At 61.0% G+C, this 16,604-nt stretch carries 13 protein-coding genes; 8 read left to right on the plus strand and 5 right to left on the minus strand.

Translation table 11 applies throughout. The annotated features are described in order from the left end of the window. The first annotated feature begins 625 nt into the window (after positions 1 to 625). Complete coding sequence (locus A5692_RS02180) at positions 626 to 2,284, plus strand: AMP-binding protein (protein WP_068051599.1); 1,659 nt, start codon at positions 626 to 628, stop codon at positions 2,282 to 2,284. A 52-nt stretch (positions 2,285 to 2,336) separates the two neighbouring features. On the opposite strand, the gene A5692_RS02185 is transcribed toward A5692_RS02180, so the two are convergent. From A5692_RS02185 to A5692_RS02200, 4 genes are all read right to left on the minus strand, one after another. Next, positions 2,337 to 3,200: an LLM class F420-dependent oxidoreductase gene (locus A5692_RS02185; protein WP_067921638.1), complete on the minus strand. Its 864-nt coding sequence runs from the start codon at positions 3,198 to 3,200 to the stop codon at positions 2,337 to 2,339. A gap of 204 nt (positions 3,201 to 3,404) precedes the next feature. Beyond that, the gene (locus tag A5692_RS02190) at positions 3,405 to 5,795 is read right to left on the minus strand and encodes an acyl-CoA dehydrogenase (protein WP_068051585.1); all 2,391 of its coding nucleotides are present in this window, start codon (positions 5,793 to 5,795) and stop codon (positions 3,405 to 3,407) included. Positions 5,796 to 5,884: 89 nt separating this feature from the next. Beyond that, positions 5,885 to 6,706, minus strand: a complete 822-nt coding sequence (locus A5692_RS02195; protein ID WP_082962319.1) for an SDR family NAD(P)-dependent oxidoreductase — start codon at positions 6,704 to 6,706, stop codon at positions 5,885 to 5,887. A gap of 43 nt (positions 6,707 to 6,749) precedes the next feature. Continuing rightward, positions 6,750 to 7,403, minus strand: a complete 654-nt coding sequence (locus tag A5692_RS02200) for a GntR family transcriptional regulator (protein ID WP_068051587.1) — start codon at positions 7,401 to 7,403, stop codon at positions 6,750 to 6,752. A gap of 365 nt (positions 7,404 to 7,768) precedes the next feature. Between A5692_RS02200 and A5692_RS02205 the strand changes: the two genes are divergently transcribed. From A5692_RS02205 to A5692_RS02230, 7 genes are all read left to right on the plus strand, one after another. Continuing rightward, a complete protein-coding gene (locus A5692_RS02205) occupies positions 7,769 to 8,767 on the plus strand; it encodes an acryloyl-CoA reductase (protein WP_067921707.1) in 999 nt (332 codons plus the stop codon). Between the two features lie 160 nt (positions 8,768 to 8,927). Continuing rightward, positions 8,928 to 10,178, plus strand: a complete 1,251-nt coding sequence (locus A5692_RS02210) for an amidohydrolase family protein (protein WP_068051589.1) — start codon at positions 8,928 to 8,930, stop codon at positions 10,176 to 10,178. A 43-nt stretch (positions 10,179 to 10,221) separates the two neighbouring features. Next, positions 10,222 to 11,130 carry a VOC family protein gene (locus tag A5692_RS28780; RefSeq protein ID WP_156764360.1) on the plus strand — a complete coding sequence of 303 codons (909 nt, stop codon included), beginning with the start codon at positions 10,222 to 10,224 and terminating at the stop codon, positions 11,128 to 11,130. A gap of 55 nt (positions 11,131 to 11,185) precedes the next feature. After that, positions 11,186 to 12,394, plus strand: coding sequence for a cytochrome P450 (locus A5692_RS02215; RefSeq protein WP_067921700.1), 1,209 nt, complete (start codon positions 11,186 to 11,188; stop codon positions 12,392 to 12,394). Between the two features lie 33 nt (positions 12,395 to 12,427). Further along, the gene (locus A5692_RS02220) at positions 12,428 to 12,823 is read left to right on the plus strand and encodes a Zn-ribbon domain-containing OB-fold protein (protein ID WP_369828961.1); all 396 of its coding nucleotides are present in this window, start codon (positions 12,428 to 12,430) and stop codon (positions 12,821 to 12,823) included. After that, complete coding sequence (locus A5692_RS02225; protein WP_067921623.1) at positions 12,816 to 13,961, plus strand: thiolase family protein; 1,146 nt, start codon at positions 12,816 to 12,818, stop codon at positions 13,959 to 13,961. The genes A5692_RS02220 and A5692_RS02225 overlap by 8 nt, the downstream gene beginning before the upstream one ends. 59 nt (positions 13,962 to 14,020) lie before the next feature. Beyond that, positions 14,021 to 15,217 carry an amidohydrolase family protein gene (locus A5692_RS02230; protein ID WP_068051591.1) on the plus strand — a complete coding sequence of 399 codons (1,197 nt, stop codon included), beginning with the start codon at positions 14,021 to 14,023 and terminating at the stop codon, positions 15,215 to 15,217. Between the two features lie 551 nt (positions 15,218 to 15,768). Here A5692_RS02230 and A5692_RS02235 read toward each other — a convergent pair. Continuing rightward, the gene (locus A5692_RS02235; protein ID WP_067921617.1) at positions 15,769 to 16,425 is read right to left on the minus strand and encodes a nitroreductase family protein; all 657 of its coding nucleotides are present in this window, start codon (positions 16,423 to 16,425) and stop codon (positions 15,769 to 15,771) included. Positions 16,426 to 16,604 lie beyond the last annotated feature (179 nt).

Below are 16,604 nucleotides of genomic sequence, written 5' to 3' on the forward strand. Positions count from 1 at the left end.
AGCCCCGATGGACTTGAACTTGCGGGGCCACCGCGCACTCGTCACCGGAAGCAACTCGGGTGTCGCCGGGCGGACGCCAATGCAATCTCAGGACAGTTACCGTGGTGCACGCTGACACAGTCGTTGACGTTCCAGAAGGTGCGCCAGCTCGCCGAATTCGGGTATGCGTCCGCCCGGCGACACCCGAGTTGCTTCCGGTGACGAGTGCGCGGTGGCCCCGCAAGTTCAAGTCCATCGGGGCTCCTCGGCCTCTTCGCGCATGTCAGCCTGAGGTTCCGGTCATTTGTCGTCTTCCGTCTGAAGTGCACCGAGCTCCAATAAGCGATGCGCCTTACACTGTAAGGCAGAGCAGAGTGCCTTTGCGCAAAGGGTCGCGGGAGATCGACCGTGTTCGCATCATCGGACACGACCAGGAGCGGGGAATGACGACGGCGTACTCCGAAGGGCCTCAAGTAATCTGGTCGGCGCGCCGACGGCCGCGGGTTAATTGCGTAGGTGTGAGGCCGGGGAAGATCTTAGGGAATCTCTACGACTTCGATGCGAACGCCTGTGACAGATGCGCTGCCACCTTGCCTGGCTCCGTGTACGTCTGCGCTCGGACGACTGCAAGCCTCTAGGGAGCGTTATGGATTGGCCCACTATTGATGTAGATCCGGACCTGGCTGCACGTTATCGGTCCGAAGGCTGGTGGGACGGCAAGACCCTGCCCACTCTCGTTGCGGAGAGCCTAGAGCGATCCGCCGCGAGCACATTTCGATTGCACTCGCGCACGCGCCCATGGTCGGGCAAGCTCAACGATGTCGCCAGCCTAGGACGACTCATCTCCGGCGGGCTCAAGCGCCGAGGCATCCGACCCGGTGACGCAGTTGCCTTCCAGCTACCCAATAGTGTCGAGGCCGCCGCAGCGTTCTACGGGTTGGCGATGTTGGGAGCAGTCCTCGTACCGATCGCCGCCTCCGCCGGGTGCCGCGACCTTTCACTGGTGGTACGCGAATCTCGGGCGAAGGCGCTCTTTGTCACGAACTGGCGTGATGCACCGTTCGACTTCGAGACACTTGGCGAGCTTTGCGGCCGGAGTCCTGCGCTGGAGAGCGTTGTAGCAGTGGGTGACTCGTCATGCCCCGCAGGCGTCGTGCCGTTCACAGCGCTGACATCGGGACCAGCCGAGGTAGGGATCGCCGCGGTCGATGCCGCGGCACCTGCGGTAATCGGCTGGACGTCGGGGTCAACCGATAAGCCGAAGGGCGTCATTCTGAGCCATCGGGCGCTGTGCGCCGAAGTCAGTTCGCATATCGGGCCGTTTACCGCGTTCCGCAAGCGACCGCTTGCCAGTACGTCCCCGATTGCGCACGTCACCGGGATGCTCTTGTCGGTTTTGGCGCCGGCATTCGCGGGGCATGACATCCACCTGCTCGACTACTGGGATGCCAGTGATGTCCTGAAAATCATGGAAGAGGAACGTGTCTCGGCTGGTAGCGGAGTACCGTTGTTCCTGTCGTCGCTTCTCGACCACCCGTCTTGTACGGACAGCCATCGGTCATTGATCGACCTGAGTTTCCTTGGCGGCGCCTCGGTGCCACCTGAACTCATATTGAGGGCATCAGAGCTCGGAATTGTGGCAGTCCGCGCTTACGGATGCACCGAGCACATCACGATCTCCATGTGCACGCCGAGGGATCCGCTTGCGCGGCGCATTCGCACCGACGGACGCCTTTGCGCGGGCGTTGAGGTTCGTATCGTGACCGATGCAGGCACAGGTCAGCCGCATGGACGGCCGGGCGAGGTGTTGAGCCGTGGGCCCGAACTCTTCAGTGGGTACACAAACCCCGCGCTCAACGCTGACGCCTTCCTGGATGGCTGGTTTCGTACCGGCGACATAGGCGTTCTCGACGACGACGGATATCTGCAGATCCTCGACCGCAAGAAGGACATTGTCATTCGTGCTGGAATGAACATCAGCGCCGCGGAAATCGAATCAGTGATGATCTCCATGCCGAACGTGGCTGAGGTCGCGATCGTTGCGGAGCCGCACCCTCGAACCGGAGAACGAGCGGTGGCTGTCATTCGGACCGCCCCGGGTCTAGCCATGCCGACCGTTGAGCAACTGCGTGCTCATCTCGCTCAATTGGGAGTCGCGAAATACAAGTGGCCAGAGGACATTCGCGAAATCCGAGGTGACTTTCCGCGCACACCGGCCGGGAAGATTCGCAAGCCCGACCTTCGTGCCGACCTGAAGCGAGATCAACCCATATGGGTCACCGGCCGAGGTGGGCTCAGCGTTTAGCTTCGTGTCAATCCTCGGACACGGCGGGCGAGCGGCCGTAGGATGGCGAACCCTACGCGAACGCCGCGGCCAAGCGGCGCCATTGCTCGCGGGGGAACTCGCGTTGGTCGGCGGTCAGAACCTGGATGCAGACGTGGTCTGCTCCGGCTGAGCGATGGTCTTTCACCCGCTGCACAATCGCATCTTCGTCGCCCCACGCGATGGTAGCGTCGAACAACCGGTCGCTGATCTCCGACAAGTCGTTCTCGCTGAAGCCGGAGCGCACCAGGTTGTTGGCGTAATTGGGGAGCACGACATACGTACGCAGCCACTCCGCGCCGATGGCCCGCGCCTGCGCTCGGTCGTTGGCAAAGATGACCGTCTGCTCGGGGGCCAGCAAAGGCCCTTCTCCGAGCGTCTGTCGGGCCTGGCCGCTGTGCTCGGGGGTGGCGAGGTAGGGATGGGCGCCGCGGGCACGGGTGGCCGCCAGTTCGAGCATCTTGGGGCCGAGCGCCGCGAGCAACCGGTTCTCTATGGGCACGGGTCGTGGTGCGTCGTCGATGGCGTCGAGGAATGCCTTGGTTGCACTCAGCGGCTTGCTGTAGCGGACAGCCGCTTTGGCATCAACGATGGGCGCGTGGCTGCAGCCGATTCCGAGCAGGAGCCTTTCACCATAAGCCTCGGTTGCCGACGCATACCGAGCAGCCGTATCGGCGGCGTCATTCAGCCACAGATTCAGGATTCCCGTGGCGATTGTGACCTTCGTGGTTGAGGCCAACAACTGTTCGGCTGTGTCGAGGATCGGACCGCCACCGATATCGGGAATCCACAGGGCGGTGAAGCCTAGATCCTCCAACTCCGCGGCAGCTTCGGCAGCTTTGCCGGGATTGCCGTACCGCAGATGGGTACTCCATATGCCGACGCCCGATAGGTCCATCCGGCATCCTTTCCGATCGCGAAGTTCTGCTTCGATGAGGGTCCAAGTAGCGTGTCGCCCGGAGTGCCTCAGACTTCAGTTGATATTCGCCGAGCCCGAACTGCGGGCAGCTGCCGTGACGGATGTATGACGCAGTTCGATCTCCGTCGGAATGAGTGTGCCGGGGGTCGCATTGGTGGCCGCGTCGGGTGACCGAATCGAATCTCAGCTGCGATTGGAATCGATCCACGCGGTGTTCTTGTCCAGCCGTGGTTCAGGCGGCAGCCCGAGAATTCGCTCGCCGAGGATGTTGCGCATGATCTCCGAGGTTCCACCCTCGATTGAGTTGGCCAAAGACCGCAACCACACCTTGCGAACATCACCCCGACCCTGTGGCGTCGCGTACTCCGGGGCCACATAGTCGTATCCATCGATCTGCAGCCCGTCAGATCCGCAGAGGTCGACACAGCACTCGTAAATTGCCTGATTGAGCTCAGCCATTTGCAACTTGGCGATAGAACCCTCAGGCCCCGGACCCTGGTCGCGCGGTCGACTGGCGCGAATGTTGGTGAGTCGCGCCGCTTCGGCGCGGGACCACAGGAGCATCACCCTATCCAGCGCTTCCTCGCCGACATCCTCTCTGGCCAGAGCTGAGCCGTAGATGTCCAGAAGCTGCCTGATCGGGCCGGTGCCTCGTTCGACGATTCGCGCGCCGAGCGCCACTCGCTCATTGGCGAGAGTTGTCATGGCAACCCGCCACCCGTCGTTGACCCGACCAAGAACGTTCGCGACTGGAATGCGTACGTCGGTGAGGTAGACCTCGTTGAACTCGGCTTCTCCGGTGATCTGCCGTAGCGGTCGGACCTCGACGCCCGGCGACCGCATGTCGACCAGAAAATAGGTCAGACCCCTGTGCTTCGGTGCTGCAACGTCAGTGCGCGCCAACAAGATCGCCCAGGAGGCGACGTGACCCAACGATGTCCAGACCTTCTGGCCGTTGACGACGTACGCGTCACCGTTGAGCACTGCCCTTGTGGAGAGGGAAGCCAGGTCAGATCCGGCACCGGGCTCGGAAAAGAGCTGACACCAAATCTCTTCTCCGGAGAAGCAGGGACGCAGGTAGCGGGCTTTCTGTTCCGCTGTTCCGTGCTCTGCAATCGTGGGGAGGGCCATTCCCAATCCGATGGTATTGCGGCCCTCGTGGTCGTCGGCGCCGGCCGCTGCAAACGCGTTATCGACGACCTGCTGCATGGTCGGGTCGAGGCTACGACCTCCTAGTCCCTCCGGCAGGCTGACGAGGGCCAAACCGGCGTCGAATCGGGCCTCACGCATCTTCCGATCGCCCATGCGGTCATCCGGGTGGGGGACGGGATACTTGCCGAGGAAGTCGGCGACGGCCTGGGCGAGCGCTTCGGTGTCCGTGTGGTCCTGTGTTTGATCCTCCATGACCGGGGTCTGTCCATCGCCGGCTCCGATGGACCGCTCCGTCTGGTCAGGATGTCCAATACCGAGCAGCCCTGCGAGCCGCGCACGGTGATACGAGGGCGAGCCGAACAGCAGCTGGGTCGACTTGGCCCGCTTTACGTAAAGGTGGGCCGAGTGCTCCCATGTGAACCCGATGCCGCCATGAATCTGGAGCGTCTGTAGTGCAACCATGCGGCAGCACTCTGAGGCTACAGCTTTCGCGAGACTCGCTGACTGCGACACCAGATTACTGTCCGCAGGGCCGTAGTTTGCGGCCATCCACAGTCCGTGGTACACAACGGATCGCGCACTCTCAACGGCTACCAGCATGTCCGCGCACCGGTGTTTGATCGCCTGGAATGAGCCAATTGCACGGCCGAATTGTGTTCTGGTTTTGGCATATTCGACTGCCAACTCCAGCTGCCGCGCGGAGGCACCTAGTTGCTCCGCCGCAACGTAGAGCAGCGCCAAGTCGTATGTCCGGGTCATCGATCGAATTGCGTCGTCACCAGAGCAGACGAGGCGCACCGGCGTCGCGTTGAATTGCACGCTAGCCAATGGTCGTGTCTGATCGAGCGGCGTCAGTGACTCGATAGCGAGGCCAGGCGCTGTCGACTCGACGACGCCGACAACAGGACCATCAGCGGAAGCTCCCGCAACCAGTACGAAATCCGCGGCGGTTGCCTCGACGGCGACAGGGACACGACCGCTCACTGTCCATCCGGCATCCTTGTGCTGAATTCTCAACTGAGACTTGGTGGGCGACGGCCCCTCCCAAACCAAAGTGGCGGTGCGATCGCCACTCACGATCGCAGGTAGGAAATCCCTGCAGGCTTCGGAATTGCCGGACTCGACGATCGCCGTGGCCACCAGCCCAACGGTAGATAAGAAGGGTGCACAGAAGAGCTTCCGCCCCATCTCTTCAAATGCAATTCCCACCTCCACGGGACCCGCACCGCTTCCACCGTGTTCCTCAGGTATCGCGAGTCCTGTGAGACCTAATTCTGTCGAGAGGCGATGCCAGACCGGCGCGTCGTATCCCGGGCTGGTGCCCATCAGATTTCGAACGTCTTGTTCGGTAGAGAATTTGGCGAGGAAAGCATGAATGATCTCGCGAAGCGATTCTGCACTTTCATCGGGCATGTAGTTCATCGATTGCCTGCCGTTCTGTGTAGCTGACGGGGCTTTTCGTGCTGCAGTTTGGTTGGATACATCAACGATCAGACGCTGGAGACGTGAGATCAGAACACCGAGTAGCCGCCGTCGACCACGACAGCATCGCCGGTGTGGAAGATCAACGTCGGATCGGCGAGAAAGACTGCGGGCGCCGCGAAGTCGCCGGCGGTTCCCCAGCGTCCAGCGGGCGTGCGCGCAATCGTGGCGTTGACGAACCGCTCGTTTTGCTTGCCCATATCGAGCATGTCGGTATCAGACCATCCGGGAACCAAGGCATTGACTCGGATTCGGTCAGCCGCGAGATCGATCGCCGCCGAGCGGACCAAGCCCACGAGGCCAGCCTTCGCCGCCGCGTAACTCGGCGAACGGGGAGCCCCGAATGTCATGGACGTCGAACCGACGGCGACCAGAGCGCCACCGTTCCCGAATGCGACCATATGGCGAGCCCCTTCGCGGAGCGTGAGGAATACCCCGTCGAGGTTGATGGATTGCACACGGCGCCACTCAGCGAGGCTTGTGTCGATCAAACGAGCTCGGGCGAAGATGCCGGCGTTGGCGAACACACTGTCGAGTTGGCCAAATCGTTCAGCAACTGCTTGGAAGGCGTTGACGACATCATCTTCGAGTGCGACATCGCATTGCCATGACGCAGCAGAGACGCCAAAACTCTCGAGTTCCGCACACGCGCGTTCGTTGGCCTCTGGTCGTCGCGCGAGGATCGCTACGTCCGCGCCGGCCTGCGCCACACCCCGTGCCAGCGCCAATCCAATACCCGCATTGCCCCCGGTGATTGCTACGACCTTGCCGCGCAGTGGCGATGCGGTTTGTTCCGAATTGCGTTCTCCGACATCGAAGTGCTGACGATCGCTTGGCAAAGTGGGGGACATATGTAGGCCTCCGACGAGACGAAGAAGCAGAGACTTCAGGAATCTAACATATTAGTTTCTCAGGATCGGCGGCCAGCACTCCCTTGGCGTCGAGATGCGCAATCAACAGCTCGCCGCACTGTCGCCACATCGCGGTCTGCGCGTCGCCTGCGCGGTCCGCCGCATACGGGCCGCGGCCGAAAGCCACCTGCAACACCCTGGTCCTCGTCTCCTCGATCAACTCCACTGCGCCCTCGACCGATTCGACGAAATACATCGGCGGAATGAACCGGCTCATGCTGTGCAGCACAGCTCGAAGTCGACGATAGGGGCCAGCCTGGTCGAGGACGTACATGTAATCGTTCGCTGCCGTCACCAGGTCGTCGCGGCTGTTGGCATTTGCCATAGCTTCGTCAACGGCTCGAAGGCGATCTAGCGCGGGCTTGTAATTGGCCGCGACTATGAGGCGGAGCGCATAGCCGTGGAGGCGGCCGTGGAGCTCGGCATCTTCGCGCAAGAGGTCGGCATCCACTGGTTGCACATAGGTTCCGCTCTTAGCCTGTGCTACCACTAATCCGTCGTGTTCGAGCTCGAGGACTGCGTCGCGGACCGGTTGGCGACTCACCTCTAGGATCTCTGCGATTTGATCAATGGGGAGCTGGTCACCGGCGCGCAGTATGCCGTCGAAGATCAGTGTGCGGATGTAGTCGGAGGCCACTACGGCAGCCCGGACCTGCCGTCCGGGTCTCCGTACAACAGAAGGCGGTAGCGTCTCGATTAGGCGAGCGGGGCGCCGCCCCTTGGACCTTGATTCCTCACTGGACTTGGTCATCAGGAACCGTTGTCCTGCTGTCGCTCAAGGCTCTTGGTCGGCATCAATCTTCCTAACTGGCAGGAACTCGGTTCGACTCGCTCGTGGAGAACTGAAGCATTGGATTCTGTAATACTAGTCAGTTACTAGCATGTTAGTGTTCCTTCGCCCCGGAGATTTCGGGGCCAGGAGCGCGTCTAGGTTTGCGGCCCCAGGAACCAGTGGACGGGCGCTTCGGCGAACCCCCATCTCGGCGAGGAGTGACTCTGACCATGACTAAATCGTTCTCCGCTCTCACAGCTACACGTGAGGGCGGCCGGGTTCTGCGCAGGCTGGAGCGCCTGACGGCGGACGACTTGCCGGCTGATGGCGTCCTGATCGATGTCCAATATTCGAGCGTCAACTACAAGGATGGCCTAGCGACCATCCCGAATGGGCAGGTGGCGGCTATCTCTCCGCTCATTCCCGGGATCGACCTCGCCGGGGCAGTGGTCGAGTCATCGGACGATCGGTTTCGTGCGGGGGACCTCGTCTTGGCCCACGGGTACGGTATCGGCACCGCTCGTCACGGGGGATACGCAGGCCAAGCCAGGGTTCCAGCTGATTGGCTCGTCGCATTGCCGGAAGGTCTAAGCCCGCGAGATGCGATGGTGATCGGGACGGCCGGCTTTACCGCGGCGATATCGGTTGTGGCGCTGGAAGAACATGGCATCACGCCTGATTCTGGCCCCGTGGTCGTCACCGGTGCGAGCGGTGGTGTCGGAAGCTGCGCCGTCGCCATCCTTGCGGACCGTGGATACGCTGTAACCGCTACGACGGGAAAGGCCAGCTCCGAGGCTCTCCTACGTCAGTTGGGAGCGGTGGAAGTGCTGGGTCGAGACCGCTTCGGTCGCGACGCCGACAAGCCACTGCGTCGCCCACGTTGGGCGGGCGCTGTGGATTGTGTCGGCGGCACCACCCTAGCCAATGTGCTATCGGAGATGGACCTGGGTGGTGTCGTTCTGGCGAGCGGTCTGACTGGTGGCTTCAACCTGCCCACCACGGTGTTTCCCTTCATCATGCGCGGTGTGACGCTGGCGGGCATGGACTCCGTTCAACTCGACATCGAACGGCGCCGCAATATCTGGGCCAGACTCGCAACGGACCTACGCCCCGCCCGCTTGGACGCGATCAGCGCGCCTGAAATAGCGCTAGAAGAGCTCGATGGCGCTCTGGACGCCATCCTTGCGGGGGATGTGAGCGGACGCGTCGTCGTGCGGTGTCAGGCCTAGGCCGATCGCAATCGTGCGGCGGGCTCCGAACATTGCAACCACGAGCTCACCAAATCTACTGTACGTAGTAAAGCTGATGTGACATACTAGAAATCAGCCAGCCCTCAGTGTGGTGCTTGGCGGCGGCCCAAGTTTGTCTTGACGAGAGGGAAAACGTCACATGAATGACAGCATCCTCGCCGACCCGGCGAGCCTTGGGTTCGCAATGGTTGACGCCGACAATCACTTTTACGAGCCACGAGATTGCTTCAGTACGTATGCCGATCCAGGTGCGAAGGACTTAATCTTCCACTCTGAGGATGTTGACGGCGAGGAGCAGTACTTCATCGCAGGGAGGCGATTCACCTACCTGGAGAAGCCATTCGAGGACATTCAGGTGAAGCCGGGGGCTCTCGCCGAGATGTTGCGGTCTCGGTACCGCGAAATTCCGCCGGACAATGATGAAAATGTCGGGCCGCGGCACCCTGATTTCGAAGGAAGCTCAGCATTCACTCCGATGCATCCCTCCTGGCAGAACCGCGGTGCTCGCATCGCTGTTATGAACAACCAAGGGGTGCAGGCATCGGTCATGTTGCCGACCCTTGGCGTCACTGTCGAACACTTTGTGAAGGACAACCCCGCGGCCACTTACGCAAACCTGGATGCCTTGAATCGCTGGATTCGGGAGACGTGGGGTTTCGCCTATCAGGACCGGATCTACTGCCCGGCCATGGTGTCGCTGCTCGATGTCGACGAGGCCGTGCGTCAGGTCGACGAGGCGCTGGCTCACGGCGCACGCTTCGTGTCGATGAAGCCAGGTCCCGTTGCGGGACGTTCGCCGGCCCACCCAGACTTCGATCCTGTCTGGGCGCGCTTGGAGGAAGCCAAGGTTTCGGTGATCTTCCACGTGGGTGAGGCTGGTTACAATGAGTTGTTCTCCGCTGCGTGGGGTGAAGCGGCCAATCCCAGTGCTTACCGCGCATCCGCATTCCAGTGGTGCAACTTCATGGTCGAACGACCGATCATGGATACCGTCGCCGCACTGATCTTCCACAACCTGTTTGGCAGGTTCCCGGGGTTGCGCGTGATGAGCATCGAGAACGGCTCCGCATGGGTTCCGTACCTCCTTCACACGATGGACAAGAAGAAGGGGATGGGCCGCAATGGCCCGTGGCTTGGCGGACGTGTCGCCGGTCGGCCGAGTGACATCTTCAAGGAACACGTGCGGATCACGCCGTTCCCCGAAGACGACCTTGACGTGTTGATCGCTGAAATCGGTGCAGAGGCTGTGCTTTTGGGATCCGACTATCCGCATGCGGAAGGACTCGCCGAGCCCGCTGACTTCGTGCCTCTGCTCAAGAATCAGTCTGAGCAGACGATCAAGTTGGTTCTCAGGGAGAACGCCTTGAAGTTGATCGAGGGAACCTGGTGAACGGACTTGTGCTGTATGTCGGCGTGATCCCACGGAGTGATTCGTGATCAACGCGCAAGTTGCGGTGCAGGCGACCCGCTTTCTCCATGTAAACCTCAACACCGCTTTACCCGATGCGTCGGTGAACTGGTATACGTCGCAGCTCGGCTTGCGAGTTGGCATGAAGACGTTGTCGCGCATCGAGAACACGCGTGGAATGGGCTTCGACCACCCAACCGAGGTCAACGCACGTTTTGCATTCGACCACAGAGGCGGCAGGCGTGCGCTTGCCCTTGAGATCGTTGAGTGGCTTACCCCGCCGACCGTCGATTATGGTGCGGTCGATCACGAAGCGCTCGGCATCGCAGCGATTGGATTCCTGGTTCCGACCGCGCATCCATTGTTCCAATCATCGCCCCGCACAAGGCGTTTGCTGGGGAACGATGGTGAGCAACTGGTGGCAGCGACCGTTGTGGATCCGGACGGTGTCCACGTTGAGTTGGTCGCCGATCCAACAGTGGAAGCTCCTGAGTTCTCCTACGCGCGTATCAACACTCATGATATCGGAAGATCAGTGGCGTTCTACGAGACCATCGGCTTCACGCCAAGAGGCGGTCGCAGAAACGCGACGTGGCAAAGCGCGGCAGGACCCGGCCGGGCTGTCGAGATTCAAGCGTTGCGACTGCCTGGCGGCGCTGACTTCTCCCTTCAGCTGACGACATCGTCATCTGAGCGCGATGCCGGACGGACCGCCAATGCTCGCGGTCTTTTCCGTATTGCGCTCGCAGTTGACGATATTGAGGCGGCGGTGAAGGCAGCGCGCGCGAGCCACATCGAGGCGTCGGACCCGGCGTGGGTGCCACTGCCTGATACCCCGAGGGAAGGTATCGATGCATCCTTCTTCAGCGACCCTCAGGGAGTAATGGTCGAGTTCGTAGGTGTTACTGAAGCAGCCGTCGAAAGGCGGCCGTGACCTTGAAAAACCATAATTGTCCGGCTGTAGGTTCGAGACTGTCAGCGAGGTTCTGATGACGCAATTCAAAGACTATGATCCCCGGTTGTCGCCCATCACGATCCACGTCAAGTCCATGGCCTCGCCGCAAGAATACTTCGCAGCGAAGGCCGGCGACGTCCGCCACGAATACCTGGATGGCGTTCACGTGCTGTATCGCCACGAGGATATTGTCAAGATCAACCGCCATCCCGCCGTCCTCGGAATGGGCGCTGCCCCGAAGCGCATGTTCGCCACCGGCAGTCCGTTGATTCCGCTGGAAGTGGACGGCGAAGAGCACAGGAAGTGGCGTCGTGTACTCGATCCCATGTTCTCGCCCAAGAAAATGGCAGAGCTGGGCGAGTCAGTGCGCGCGCTGGCCGGCGAACTCCTCGATCAGTTCGCGGCAGACGGCTTTGCCGAGCTGCACGATGCCTTTTGTGTCCCACTGCCGTCACTGACGTTCCTTCGCCTCGTCGGCGCCCCGGTGTCGGACCTTGACTTTTTCATCTCGTTCAAGGACGGCGTCCTCCACCCGGAGGGGGAGACCCTTGAGGAAATGAATGTGAACATGCTTGAGGCGGGTACCAAGCTGCTTCAGTACTTCGTTACTTTCCTCGCGGAGCGTCGCCAGGATCTCGAAGGTAGAAACGACGTCATCTCCAACTTGATCCGGACGGAAGTCGATGGTGAACCCGTCACAGATGACCTTCTGTTGCGGATCCTCTTCTTGTTCATGTTTGCGGGCCTGGATACCGTCACAGCGTCACTGTCGTGCGTATTCGCCTGGCTTGGACAACATCCCGAGGAGCGGGATCGACTTGTCGCTGATCCTTCGCTGATTCCCGCAGCGACCGAGGAGATCTTGCGGTACGAGTCTCCGGTGCCCTCCGGGCTTCGGTATCCCTGTGAGGACATCGACCTCGGGGACGGGCTCATCGTGAAAGCCGGCGAGACGATTCATACGCTGTGGTCAGCGGCGAACGTCGATCCGACCTTCCACGAGGATCCTCTTCGTGTCGACTTCGATCGTGGCCGCACGAACCACATTGTGTTCGCGAGCGGTGCGCATAGGTGCCTTGGATCGCACTTGGCCCGACTGGAGATCCGGATCGCAGTCGAGGAACTCCTCGCTCGCGCACCCGATTTCACCACCGACCCCAAGGAACTCAGGTTCGACAACGTCTCGGTGCGTGTGGCCAATCACCTGCCGATCAAATTCACCCCCAAAACCGCGGGAGTCTGACCAGAGATGCCATCAGAGTTTGAAACTGAGCTCGTGGCAGAGGGTCTCTTCACTTGGCCCTCGGATGAGCCGCAACTTATTGGGTCGGAGCGCGACGGCGTCGTCTCGTTTCCGGCGCGGCCGGGCGACCCGACCGTCCTTCTGCATCGGCGTGGAAAGCTCTGGGGGTTTACGACCCAAGAGTTCCGGCCGCCGTCGCCACCCTACGACGGTAACGACACTGCTGACACATTCCAGCCATTTGCAATCGGCTACGTCGAGTTGGATGGACAGCTTTTTGTGCAGTCCCGATTCACGGTGTCTGACCCTTCGCAGCTGCGCATTGGCCAGGAAATGGAACTGCGAATCGTTCCGTACACCACCCGTTCGGACGGCACTGAGGTCCTGACATTCGCATTTGCCCCGGTGGAAGGGAACTCTAATGACTGACGTCGCGATTATTGGGGTCGGGCTGCACCCGTTCGGCCGGTACGGAGACAAACTCTGCTTACAAATGGGGGCAGAGGCGGCCCAGCAAGCCCTTGGTGATGCAGGTATTCCATGGTCGGGCGTCCAGCGCGCATACGTGGGTAGCTTCGAGGTAGCCAGCCCGGATGCAGTGGTCGGCTGGCTCGGGCTGACGGGTATCCCGGTTCGCGGGGTGTTCAACGGATGCGCCACCGGCGGTACGGCACTGCAGATGGCTGTCGAGGCAGTGCGTCACGGGCAGGCCGACATCGCCATGGCCATCGGCATGGACAAGCACCCGCGCGGCGCGTTCGCCGCCGATCCATCAATAGTCGGGCTGCCCAGCTGGTATGGACGTACCGGACTGTTCATGACGACGCAGTTCTTTGGCACCAAGATCAATCGCTACATGTACGAACACGGCATCTCCGTCGAGTCCCTGGCGCGTATCGCCGCCAAGAACTTCGCTAACGGTGCGATCAATCCAGATGCTTGGCGGCGTAAGCAGGTGTCGGCCGAAGAGATTCTGGCCTCCGAAGTCGTCAACTATCCGCTCACCCGGCTTATGTACTGCGGCCCCGATGAGGGGGCGGCCGCGGTGGTCGTGTGCCGCGGCGATCTCGCCAAGAAGTACACGGATACACCAGTTTTCGTGAGGTCGTCGGTACTTCGAACCCGGACTGACGGCGCGTTCGAAGTACAGAGCCCGTCGATGCCGCTGAAGTCCGACCACAGTCCGACTGTCTATGCCTCGCGGGCGGCCTTTGACGAAGCGGGAATTGGGCCCGACGATGTCGACGTCGCGCAGCTACAGGACACCGACGCCGGTTCGGAGCTGATCCATATGGCCGAGAACGGGTTCTGCGTTGACGGGGAGCAAGAGAAATGGATCAGCGAGGGTGTCACTGAGATCGGTGGGCGTCTGCCAGTCAATACCGATGGCGGATTGATGGCCAACGGTGAACCGGTCGGTGCATCGGGTCTCCGGCAGATCCGTGAGATCGTGCTACAGCTGCAGGGTCGCGCCGGGGAGCGCCAGGTTCCCAACAATCCCAGGGTCGGCTATACGCATCTCTATGGCGCGCCGGGCGCTTCAGCAGTATCGATACTTTCGCGATAACGCACAGCCTCCAAGCTTCACCCTCCAGCAACCAGCTACATCCAGATCGAAGGACTACCATGATCGAGAACACTATCGGCCAATTGCCTTACAGGTTAATTGATTACGATCAACATCTCTACGAGCCGCATGACTGCTTCACAAGGCACATGCCCAAGGCTAAGCTCGACACCTCGATCTACCCGGTCAAGACTCCGAGCGGTCAGCAGGTGTTGTTGGCCAATGATCGGGTTGTCACGGGTTTGGAACGTGAGCAAAGCGATATGGCGTACCTCCCGGGCTCGCTCGTCGAAATGCTCCGGCAGAGAGCATCAGGGAACGCCTCTGACGCGGAGCGGTTTTTTGAGCCGATTCAGCCGGAGTACCTGGATAGGGATGTGCGGTTGCGCCAGCTCATTGAGCAGCAGATCGAGAAGACGATTCTCTATCCCGGCTGGGCGTTGATGGCCGAGGCGTTCCTTGACGGCATCGATCCGCTGTACGACAACCTCACGTCCTACAACAAGTGGATCGACGAGGATTGGGGCTTCCACTACAAGGACAGCGTGTACGCCACGGCGGTGTTGTCCCTGCGCGACCTGGATAGGGCCGTGGCCGAGCTAGACCGTGTGCTTAACCAGGGAGCGAAGTTCATTCTTCTGCCCGCTGGCCCAGCGTATGGCCGCAGTCCGGGAGACCCGTACTTCGATCCGTTTTGGTCCCGGATCAACGAGGCGAAAGCCGTTGTCTGCTACCACATCACCGAGTTTCACTATCAAGAGAATGTGGCCTCGCATTGGGGTTGGCAAGTTGGCCCGCCTTTCCAGTTCTCCGCGTGGCAGTGGCAGAACACGTATGGCGAGCGGCCGATAACCGATACGTTGTCTGCACTCATCTTTGACAACCTGTTCGGTCGCTTCCCCAACATTCGGGTGTTGGTCAGCGAGTACGGTGCCGCTTGGGTGCCACACTTTGTCCGGCATATGGATAAGAGTCGGGGGATGGCACGGCTGGGCAAATGGCTGGGCGGTCCGTTGACGGAGCGTCCGAGTGCGATCTTCAAGAAGCACGTTCGTGTTGTTCCGTACCCTGAAGACGATACGGTCGCCATCGCCAGTCAACTCGGTGGAACCGACGCGCTTGTGATGGGATCGGACTGGCCCCATGCCGAAGGCCTGCGTGAACCGGGCGAAATGTTCAACCTGGTAGAAGGATTGGGCGACGCCGCGCGTAAGCACTTCCTGCGCGACAACGGACTTGAGCTCCTGACTGGATGACGATCGCCTGCTCACGACAAGCGCGGCGGTGGTGGGCACGTTCCAAAAGGAGGTCGCCCAGGTGTCGTTGACAACGTGGACTGCTTTTGCCAACCACCTGGGCCGGGGATGACGGAGACCTGTGTGAGCAACGAGTTCGGTGGCGCTGTTGCGCTCGTCACGGCGTCAGCGGGTCCTGGTATTGGACAAGCCACTGCACGTCGCAAGTGCTCTCAACACGCTGACAGGTAGCCTCGCGCATGAGGGCGGGCCTCGCGGTATCCGCCCACCGTCGCGATGGGAATGGTTCGGGGCGCCAAATTGATTGACGACCATCCCGAATTGCTTTCGAGGCCGGAAGCTAACCGACCGATGGACACTTTCTGATGATGTCGCGAGGCGATCGCGTCCTTGGCTGGGCCGCAAGGGGGCAATATCACCGGCGAGGTGGCCAACGCGACCAGCGGTTCCTACATGCGCAGCCGAGCCCCACTCAACGGGAACCGGCGACAGTCCATCTCCGGAGCTCGATGGGGATCCTCGTGCGTGCGGCCAGTGTGCGCGCTGGTAACTCAGGAGAAATCTGAAGGCGGTTGGTTTCCCCAAGAATTCCACGAAGTCACCTTCTTGGGTGATCGGTTCTTTGCGCGGGCGAATGTGCCCTTGGTGTATGCGACTGGCAAGAGTGCGACTTGGGCGACATTGTCGGGTATGTCGAGTAGTGCTGCGACTTCGTTCTCGTACTTCAGATGCACAGTGGTGAACACGGATCCCAGGCCGCGGCTGCGCAACGCCAGCTGAAGTGACCAGATCGCCGGGATCACCGAGCCCAAGTACCCCGACCACTGCGAGATGGGAGCGCCGGGCTGCAAACGACCCTTCAGGCACGCGATGACCAACACGGGGACCTCAGCCAGATGGTCGGCCAGGTAATCGGCAGACGAGTACACGCGGCGTTGTTGGTCCTGTCTCTCGGTTGGCAGGCCGTCAACGAATGAGTCAATGCTTTCGTACTCGGAGCGCCAACCCTCGCGGTAGTATTTCGCGATCTCGCGCCGCTTTTCAGGGTCGTTCACGACTATGAACCGCCAGAGTTGGATGTTCGTTCCGGTCGGAGCTTGCAGGGCGATCTGAAGGCACTCATGGAGCACAGCCGGCTCGACGGCACGATGTAGATCGAGCCGTTTGCGTACCGCCCGTGTGGTGGTCGCGACCTCATCGAAATCCATCCGTGCCCCTATCGAATCGCCAGAACGACCGCCGCCTCATGCCCTCACAGCGAAGGCCGCAGCCGACGGGGAGAGTCATGCTTGGCATTGGTCTCCACTCCTGCGACTGGGCGGGGCGAGGGCCCGGGACGCGGCCTTAATGTATAAAACTATCTACCAGTATAGAACGTGTCCGCAAT

Origin of the sequence: Mycobacterium sp. E342 (genome assembly GCF_001667665.1) — a bacterium.
Lineage (GTDB): Bacteria > Actinomycetota > Actinomycetes > Mycobacteriales > Mycobacteriaceae > Mycobacterium.

What these genes read in the sequence shown, in the direction of transcription:
- A5692_RS02210 (WP_068051589.1), top strand. Translation starts at nt 8,928, where the DNA reads ATGAATGACAGCATCCTCGCCGACCCGGCGAGCCTTGGGTTCGCAATG.
- A5692_RS02190 (WP_068051585.1), bottom strand. Translation starts at nt 5,795, where the DNA reads ATGAACTACATGCCCGATGAAAGTGCAGAATCGCTTCGCGAGATCATT.
- A5692_RS02195 (WP_082962319.1), bottom strand. Translation starts at nt 6,706, where the DNA reads ATGTCCCCCACTTTGCCAAGCGATCGTCAGCACTTCGATGTCGGAGAA.
- A5692_RS02185 (WP_067921638.1), bottom strand. Translation starts at nt 3,200, where the DNA reads ATGGACCTATCGGGCGTCGGCATATGGAGTACCCATCTGCGGTACGGC.
- A5692_RS02235 (WP_067921617.1), bottom strand. Translation starts at nt 16,425, where the DNA reads ATGGATTTCGATGAGGTCGCGACCACCACACGGGCGGTACGCAAACGG.
- A5692_RS02215 (WP_067921700.1), top strand. Translation starts at nt 11,186, where the DNA reads ATGACGCAATTCAAAGACTATGATCCCCGGTTGTCGCCCATCACGATC.
- A5692_RS02225 (WP_067921623.1), top strand. Translation starts at nt 12,816, where the DNA reads ATGACTGACGTCGCGATTATTGGGGTCGGGCTGCACCCGTTCGGCCGG.
- A5692_RS02230 (WP_068051591.1), top strand. Translation starts at nt 14,021, where the DNA reads ATGATCGAGAACACTATCGGCCAATTGCCTTACAGGTTAATTGATTAC.
- A5692_RS02205 (WP_067921707.1), top strand. Translation starts at nt 7,769, where the DNA reads ATGACTAAATCGTTCTCCGCTCTCACAGCTACACGTGAGGGCGGCCGG.
- A5692_RS02180 (WP_068051599.1), top strand. Translation starts at nt 626, where the DNA reads ATGGATTGGCCCACTATTGATGTAGATCCGGACCTGGCTGCACGTTAT.